The organism is Streptomyces rectiviolaceus, assembly GCF_039533825.1.
Taxonomy (GTDB): Bacteria; Actinomycetota; Actinomycetes; order Streptomycetales; family Streptomycetaceae; genus Streptomyces; species Streptomyces rectiviolaceus.
On record NZ_BAAAUG010000030.1, the window covers coordinates 62,611 to 68,773 of the forward strand.

At 70.9% G+C, this 6,163-nt stretch carries 5 protein-coding genes and 1 pseudogene; 2 read left to right on the forward strand and 4 right to left on the reverse strand.

Annotated elements, in window-relative coordinates:
* Positions 1 to 14: 14 nt before the first annotated feature.
* On the reverse strand, positions 15 to 662 hold the full coding sequence (locus ABD378_RS10420) for a LysE family translocator (protein WP_344520299.1): 648 nt from the start codon (positions 660 to 662) through the stop codon (positions 15 to 17).
* Between the two features lie 135 nt (positions 663 to 797).
* Positions 798 to 1,604, reverse strand: coding sequence for a helix-turn-helix transcriptional regulator (locus ABD378_RS10425; RefSeq protein ID WP_344520311.1), 807 nt, complete (start codon positions 1,602 to 1,604; stop codon positions 798 to 800).
* Positions 1,605 to 1,783: 179 nt separating this feature from the next.
* On the opposite strand from ABD378_RS10425, the gene ABD378_RS10430 reads away from it, so the two are divergent.
* On the forward strand, positions 1,784 to 3,514 hold the full coding sequence (locus tag ABD378_RS10430) for an AMP-binding protein (protein WP_344520301.1): 1,731 nt from the start codon (positions 1,784 to 1,786) through the stop codon (positions 3,512 to 3,514).
* Complete coding sequence (locus ABD378_RS10435; RefSeq protein WP_344520302.1) at positions 3,511 to 5,118, forward strand: AMP-binding protein; 1,608 nt, start codon at positions 3,511 to 3,513, stop codon at positions 5,116 to 5,118. Before ABD378_RS10430 ends, ABD378_RS10435 begins: the two co-directional genes overlap by 4 nt.
* Here ABD378_RS10435 and ABD378_RS10440 read toward each other — a convergent pair.
* Both ABD378_RS10440 and ABD378_RS10445 read right to left on the reverse strand, forming a co-directional pair.
* The gene (locus ABD378_RS10440; protein ID WP_344520303.1) at positions 5,096 to 5,677 is read right to left on the reverse strand and encodes a GNAT family N-acetyltransferase; all 582 of its coding nucleotides are present in this window, start codon (positions 5,675 to 5,677) and stop codon (positions 5,096 to 5,098) included. The genes ABD378_RS10435 and ABD378_RS10440 overlap by 23 nt on opposite strands.
* Before the next feature lie 16 nt (positions 5,678 to 5,693).
* Positions 5,694 to 6,163: pseudogene (locus ABD378_RS10445) on the reverse strand (hypothetical protein); the annotation flags it as partial.

Below are 6,163 nucleotides of genomic sequence, written 5' to 3' on the forward strand. Positions count from 1 at the left end.
CAGTCCCGGAGGTCTCACTCCGCCCGGCCCGTCGCCGCGACGGTCACGCCGAGCCCGATCATCGTGACGCCCCCTGCCCCGCCGATCAGCGAGAGGCGCCGGTCCGAGCGTGCGAACCAGGAACGGGCCGCGGACGCCGTCAGCCCCCACAGCGTGTCCGTGACAAGGCCGATGCTGATCGGGACAAGACCGAGGAGCAGCATCTGCGCGGGCAGATGGCCCGCCGAGTGGTCGACGAACTGGGGCAGCACCGCCGCGAAGAACACGATGCCCTTCGGGTTCGTGACGCCGACGAGTGCGCCGTCCATGACCGTACGCAGATCGGTGCGCGCCTCGCCGGGGGAGGCCGTCCCCATGGACTGGGCCCGCATCTCCTTGCGGTGCCGGAAAGCCTGCACGCCGAGGAAGACCAGATACGCGGCCCCCGCCAGCTTCACCGCCATGAACACCGCAGCCGAACGCTCGACGAGCGACCCGACACCGAACGCGACCGCGACGACCAGGACGTACGAACCGAAGACGTTGCCGAGCGCCGTCGCCACCGCGGTGCGCTTGCCATGGGCCAGAGCCCGGCCGATCACGAATGGGACGCTCGGCCCCGGGATCACGATCACAAGCAGCGACATCGCCGCGAAAGCGAGAAAACGGTCCGTGGACACCATGCCCATCACCCCCTCAAGGCCCATTCAATCCCCAGTCCCATTCAATCCGCCGCCGGCCTCGCCGCGTAAGGTGCCGTCGTCGAGCTCGGCCCGTCAGGGATACCGGCCCGGGGGTCGGATACCGGGCCCCGGGGCTCACGGCAGGAGTCCCGCCCTCCGCGCCGCCACCACCGCCTCCAGCCTCGTGTGCGCCCCCAACTTCCGCATGGCCGCCCGCAGATACCCCTTCACCGTCTCCGGCCGCAGCCCGAGCCGCTGCGCCGCCGCCGCGTTCGTCACGCCCCCGGCCACGCACGCGAGGACGTCCACCTCGCGCGGCGTGAGGGACACCGACCGCTCCCGTCCGGGCGGCAGCGTGGCCGCCGACGCCAACCGGCCGCACACCGCCAGTATTTCCGCCCGCAAGGCCGGGTCGGCGATCCGTGGGGCCAGCTCCCGGAGCGCGCCGTGCGCCTCGCGGACCTGCTCCCAGGCGGGTCCGGCGCCCGTCTGCGGCTCCCGCGCGGCCATGAGCAGCTCGTGCACCTCGTCACGTACGACAAGGGCCTGCTCCACGTCCCGCGCCGCCGCCACAGCCGCCGACAGCGTCCGGTCGCCCAGCGGTTGGGCCGAGCGCAGGGCCCCGTACAGAACGCCTCGCACCCTGCGCCGCACGACCACCGGCACCGCGAGCACCGAGCGCAGGCCCTCCGCGGCCACAGCGCTGTCGTACTCATGGCTGATGTGGCGCGAGTCGTGGTAATCCGTGACCGCGCAGGGGCGCGAGAGCGCCACCGCCTTTCCGCCCAAGCCGTTCCCGGACGACACCGCGAGCCCGCACAGCGCCCGCGTCCCCGTGCCCGTCAGCTCGCCGATCCGAACCTGCCGCTGCCCTTCGACGAGGCCCCCGAAGGCCACCGGCAGCCCCGTGCCGCGCCGCAGCCGCAGCAGAGCGGACCGCATCGCTACCGCCTCGCCTCCGTCAGCCGTCACGCGTCAGCCCTTTCACGTCGGGACACCCCCGTCCGGGGGTGGTGAGACCCGCATCACGAATTACACGATGTTACGTAGCGTCCGGCAATGACTCCGGCGAAGAGCCCGGCAAAGGCGCGGGGCATCGGACCGGCGACGAGGAGAGCGCAATGACGACTACGGGCAGCAGCGGCACGGAACAGTTCCGCACGGCTCGGGACTTCCTGCTGCGGCATCGTGAGGACTACGCCGCCGCCTACGAGGGTTTCGCCTGGCCCCGGCCCGAGCGGTTCAACTGGGCGCTCGACTGGTTCGACGTCATCGCCCGGGACAACGACAGGACCGCGCTGCACATCGTCGAGGAGGACGGGCCGGTCCCTGAACTCTCGGGCTCGCCCGAGCAGGGGAGGCCAGGGAGGCCCCAGTCCCGCTTCTCCTTCGCGCACCTGTCCGCCCGCTCCAACCGCGTCGCCAACTGGCTCCGCGCCCAGGGCGTCCGCGCGGGCGACCGCGTCGTCGTGATGCTCGGCAACCAGGTCGAGCTGTGGGAGATCGCCCTCGCCGCGATGAAGCTGCGCGCGGTCGTCATCCCCGCGACACCGCTGCTCGGCCCCGTCGACCTGCGGGACCGGATCGCGCGCGGACGCGCCCGCCATGTCGTCGTACGCCCCGAGGACACGGCGAAGTTCGACGACGTGCCCGGCGACTACACCCGCATCGTGGTCGGCGCCGACGTGGACGGCTGGATCTCGTACGAGGGTGCCGACGGCGCCCCGGAGACCTTCGAGCCCGACGGCGTCACCCGCGCGGACGACCCGCTGATGCTCTACTTCACCTCGGGCACCACGGCCCGCCCGAAGCTGGTCGAGCACACTCATGTGTCGTATCCCGTCGGGCACTTGGCGACCATGTACTGGATCGGGCTCAAGCCCGGCGACGTACACCTGAACATCTCGTCGCCGGGCTGGGCCAAGCACGCCTGGTCGAACCTCTTCGCCCCGTGGAACGCCGAGGCGACCGTCTTCATCCACAACTACACGCGCTTCGACGCGGGCCGCCTGATGGCCGAGATGGACCGGGCAGGGGTCACGTCCTTCTGCGCACCGCCGACCGTCTGGCGCATGCTCATCCAGGCCGATCTCACCCAGCTGCGGACACCGCCGCGCGAGGTCGTCGCCGCGGGCGAGCCGCTCAACCCCGAGGTCATCGACCAGGTACGCCGCGACTGGGGCGTCACCATCAGGGACGGCTTCGGACAGACCGAGACCGCCGTACAGGTCGCCAACTCGCCCGGCCAGAAGCTGAAGGCGGGCTCGATGGGACGGCCCACGCCCGGCTTCGCCGTCGAACTCCTCGACCCGGTGACCGGAGAGCCGGGAGCGCAGGAGGGCGAGATCTCCCTCGACCTCACCGCGAACCCGGTCGGCCTGATGGCCGGCTACCACGGCGACCCGGAGCGCACCGCCGACGCGATGGCGGGCGGCTACTACCGCACCGGCGACATCGGCTCCCGCGACGCCGACGGCTACATCACCTACGTCGGCCGGTCCGACGACGTCTTCAAGGCATCCGACTACAAGATCTCCCCGTTCGAGCTGGAGAGCGCCCTCCTCGAACACGAGGCGGTGGCGGAGGCGGCGGTCGTGCCCGCGCCGGACGCGGTGCGGCTGGCCGTTCCGAAGGCGTACATCGTTCTCGCCGCCGGACACGAACCGGGGCCGGACACCGCGAAGTTGCTCTTCGAGCACTCTCGCGCGGCCCTCGCCCCCTACAAGCGCCTGCGCCGCATCGAGTTCGGCCCGCTCCCCAAGACCGTCTCCGGCAAGATCCGCCGGATCGAGCTGCGCGAGGCCACGGCCGCGGGCTCCGACGCCGAGTACCGCGAGGAGGACTTCCGGTGACCGAACTGTCGTATGCCCACGGTGTCAGCGCGACGCCGCTGCTCGGTGACACCATCGGGCGCAACCTCGACCGGGCGATCGAGGCCTGGCCGGAGCGGGACGCGCTGGTGGACGTGGCGGCGGGGACGCGCTGGACGTACGCCGAATTCGGCGCCGCCGTCGAGCAGTTGGCGCGGGGCTTCATGGGGGCCGGTGTCGCCAAGGGGGATCGCGTCGGCATCTGGGCGGTGAACTGCGCCGAGTGGGTGCTCGTGCAGTACGCCACCGCGCGGATCGGCGCGATCATGGTGAACATCAACCCGGCTTACCGCGCCCATGAGTTGGAGTACGTGCTCAAGCAGGCCGGGGTGACGGTCCTGGTCGCCTCGCAGTCGCACAAGTCGAGCGACTACCGGGCGCTGGTGGACCAGGTGCGGTCCGGATGCCCCGAGCTGAGGTCCGTCCACTACATCGGGGACGGTTCGTGGGACGAGCTGCTGGATGCGGCGGGGGCCGTGGGTGGTCGTGAACTCGCCGATAGAGAAGGGGAGTTGAGCTGTGACGACCCGGTCAATATTCAGTACACCTCGGGCACGACCGGCTTCCCCAAAGGGGCGACCCTCTCCCACCACAACATCCTCAACAACGGCTACTGGGTGGGCCGGACGGTCGGCTACACGGAACAGGACCGGGTGTGCCTGCCCGTGCCGTTCTATCACTGCTTCGGGATGGTGATGGGGAATCTGGGCGCCACGTCCCACGGCGCCTGCATCGTCATACCCGCGCCGTCCTTCGACCCGGCCGCCACGCTGCACGCGGTGGAGCGCGAGCGCTGTACGTCGCTGTACGGGGTGCCGACGATGTTCATCGCGGAGCTGAACCTCGCCGACTTCACGACGTACGACCTGAGTTCACTGCGCACCGGCATCATGGCGGGCTCGCCCTGCCCGGTCGAGGTGATGAAGCGGGTGGTCGCCGAGATGCACATGGAGGAGGTCTCCATCTGTTACGGCATGACGGAGACGTCCCCCGTCTCGACGCAGACGCGCCGCACGGACGACCTGGAGCGGCGGACCGGCACGGTGGGCCGCGTGCTGCCGCACATCGAGGTGAAGGTGGTCGACCCGGTCAGCGGTGTGACCCTGCCGCGTGGCACATCCGGCGAGCTGTGCACCCGGGGCTACAGCGTGATGCTCGGCTACTGGAACGAGCCTTCGCGGACGGCGGAGGTGATCGACGCCGGACGGTGGATGCACACCGGTGACCTGGCGGTCATGCGGGAGGACGGCTACGTCCAGATCGTCGGCCGCATCAAGGACATGATCATCCGGGGTGGCGAGAACATCTATCCGCGGGAGATCGAGGAGTTCCTGTACGGCCATCCGAAGATCGCCGATGTCCAGGTGGTGGGGGTTGCCGATGAGCGGTACGGGGAAGTTCCGCTGGCCTGCGTGATCCTGCGGGACTCGGAGGATCCGCTGACGTTGGAGGAGCTGCGGGCCTTCTGCGAGGGGCAGTTGGCGCACTACAAGATCCCGGCCGGGCTGCGTGTCCTGGAGAGCTTCCCCATGACCGTGTCCGGGAAGGTGCGGAAGATCGAGCTCAGGGAGCGGTACGGGGCGTAGTGCCGCCGTGGGTGAGCTCGCGGCGCATGGCCACGCGCGGCCAGCGGTCGAGGCCGAGCTCGGCCTCGTGGGCGCGGATCTTCCGCAGCCCCGGGGTGAGTTCGGCCTCGCCGAGTACGTGGAATCCGATGCGGGCGTAGTACGGGGCGTTCCAGGGGACGTCCGCGAAGGTGGTCAGGGTGAGGGCTTCCCTCCCGGCTTCGCGGGCGAGGTCGGCGGTGTGCTCGATCAGGGCCCGGCCGATGCGGCGGCGCGCCGCTCGGGGGTGCACGGAGATCTGCTCGATGTGCTCCGCGGCGTCCACGGGTTCGCTGATGAGGTACGCGACGGGGGTGCCTTCGTCCTTGCCTTCGTCCTTGCCGTCGTCCTTGCCCGTGATCGTCGCCTCGGTGGCCACCCAGGCCCTGCCCGCGCGGCGGAAGCTTTCCAGGACGTCGATGCCGGGTGGCTCGTCGTCGGCGATCGCTGCCATTCCCAGGGCGCGGAAGGGTTCGCCCGCGGCGCGTTCGATGTCCTGGAGCGTGGGGAGATCGGCCTTCTTGGCCGGGCGGATGCGCATCTGGCGAGTATGCCGGTCACCCCGTAGCCGTTGGCCCCGTGGTGACCAACTCGTCCGCCGCGCTGTTCACCGGCTGTGGCGTGCCCGTGAGGTCGATGACGAACAGGGGGATGGACAGCGCGTCCGCCCGTGCGCGCGCCGCCTCCTCGTACCCCGCGAGGGAGAAGCAGACGCAGCCGACGGAATCGGCCATGGCGCTGAGCCATACGCACTCCACGTCACGGAGCGACGCCGGCTGCACGGACGGCTCGATGAGCGCGAGCATGCCCCGCGCCGCCACCCGCACCCCGGAAGGCGCCCGCTTGACCGCCCCGCGGATGTCCCCGTACCCGAGCCAACGCAGGTACAGCGCCGCCACCGTCACCGCGTCCCGCGCCGTACGGACCGGCACCGGCTGGAAGGCGGGCCGAGGCGCCGGAGCCGTCCGGGGCAGCGGGATGTGCGCCGGGGCGGTCGGAGCCCCCGGGGCGGTCGGAGCGGGCGGCG

Bases quoted from the DNA above. Each gene is read 5' to 3' on its own strand.
- ABD378_RS10430 (WP_344520301.1), top strand. From the start codon at position 1,784: ATGACGACTACGGGCAGCAGCGGCACGGAACAGTTCCGCACGGCTCGG.
- ABD378_RS10420 (WP_344520299.1), bottom strand. From the start codon at position 662: ATGGTGTCCACGGACCGTTTTCTCGCTTTCGCGGCGATGTCGCTGCTT.
- ABD378_RS10425 (WP_344520311.1), bottom strand. From the start codon at position 1,604: ATGCGGTCCGCTCTGCTGCGGCTGCGGCGCGGCACGGGGCTGCCGGTG.
- ABD378_RS10440 (WP_344520303.1), bottom strand. From the start codon at position 5,677: ATGCGCATCCGCCCGGCCAAGAAGGCCGATCTCCCCACGCTCCAGGAC.